At 55.6% G+C, this 1,603-nt stretch carries 1 pseudogene; it reads left to right on the plus strand.

The annotated features are described in order from the left end of the window. Positions 1–1,560 (plus strand): annotated as a pseudogene (locus B3P58_RS12030) (hypothetical protein); the annotation flags it as partial. Between the last annotated feature and the right edge of the window lie 43 nt (positions 1,561–1,603).

Below are 1,603 nucleotides of genomic sequence, written 5' to 3' on the forward strand. Positions count from 1 at the left end.
GATCCTACCGATCCTACCGATCCGACTGATCCTACCGGGCCAACTCCGGGCACCTGTTATTCCGGTCAGGGTTACTGGAAAAACCATAACCGCTATGCCAGCAACCCAAGCCAGCAGGTTGCATGGCCTGCCGTTCCGGATTATCTGGTCAGCGAAGACACCAATATCTGTGGCCAGACCTGGCTGAATAACCTGCATACGCCACCGCGTGGCGATGCACTCTTTATTCTGTCACATCAGTGGATTGCCGCCCGCCTGAACCAGGCCAATGGCGCTGCCTTAACCGGCACCATCAGCGATGCCATTAACCGCAGCAGCGAACTGCTGGCTCAGTGCCGCATCAGCCGTGCCGAGCGTGAAGAAGCCGTTGCTCTCGCATCATTGCTCGACGATTTTAACGACAGCGAAGACTGCGCCTACACCGAGCCGGACCAGCCTATCGGCAACCACTATGGTGTGGTGAATATCCGCAGCATTTATGAAGTTGAAGGCGTCGATATGATGGCCAGCCAGGGTGGCATTGCTGCTCTGCGCGATCCGGCCCTGTTTCCGCTGAATGAACGCAGTGAGCGTTTTATCCGCGTCCTCAGTTCAGACAAAGAACTGCTGGGTTATGCCGCGGTTCAGCCCGATGGTTCCGCTCTGTTTAAAGTACCAGCCAACACCGATTTTACGCTGGAAGTGGTGAACAGCCGTCTGAAAGCACTGGCCAGCAAGAACGAGCATTATGCTTACCTGAATGCCCTGTCAGCGCACACGCTGAACGTTGCTGCCGGTGAAACCCTGCACTATCAGCAAGATTCTGAGGTCAATCCGGGCGGTCATGCCGGTTATGCCTTCGCCAATACCAACAGCGCGATTGTTGCCAGCGAAGATGGTCAGACCATGGCCGAAGCACTGGCAGATCATCAGCACAGTCTGCCTGTTGTCAGCACCGACATCCGTTATCAGGACGTGTGGAGCCTGAGCAATGCCGCCGCCGATATCAGCTACAGCTACAGTCAGCTGGATACTCCGGCACCGGCCAGCAGCGCCTGTATTAACAGCTGGGATAAAGACTGCAGTGCCCGCATCACCTACACCGACCATGTGCAGCCGCTGTGGGAAAAAAGCGGACGCGACAACAGCGGCCGCAGCTGTGTTGCCTGCCACGATAATTCCGGCGCCACCGGCCTGGATCTGACCTGGGACGGCGTAGCACTGGATAAAGCCAATATCGTGTCATACCGCGAGCTGTTCAGCCCACGCGCGACCTATATGTATCTGGCCAACCAGTTCAGCCCGGTGAGCAGCAACCACTGCCGTCGTCAGCAGGAACTGCCTTTTGTTGAACAGCCAGGCAACGACTGCTTTACCTGCTACAGCCGCGTGCTGATGTCCGATCTGGGAGCTCTTGAATCAGCGAATTTCTTCGAACTGTTCAGCACCGAACCGGATCACAGCAACTACCTGTTTAACCCGGATGAAAATACCCCGCGCATTAATCACAGCGCCATGCTCAGTGCAGAAGAACTGCGTTTAATCAGCGAATGGCTGGATAGCGGTGCACGGGTACATTAAGACCGGCAGTAAATAACGAATGTCTAGTCCTGAAATACATTGA

It is taken from the genome of Thalassolituus sp. UBA2009 (assembly GCF_002335285.1).
Taxonomy (GTDB): domain Bacteria; phylum Pseudomonadota; class Gammaproteobacteria; order Pseudomonadales; family Oceanobacteraceae; genus Venatoribacter; species Venatoribacter alkanivorans.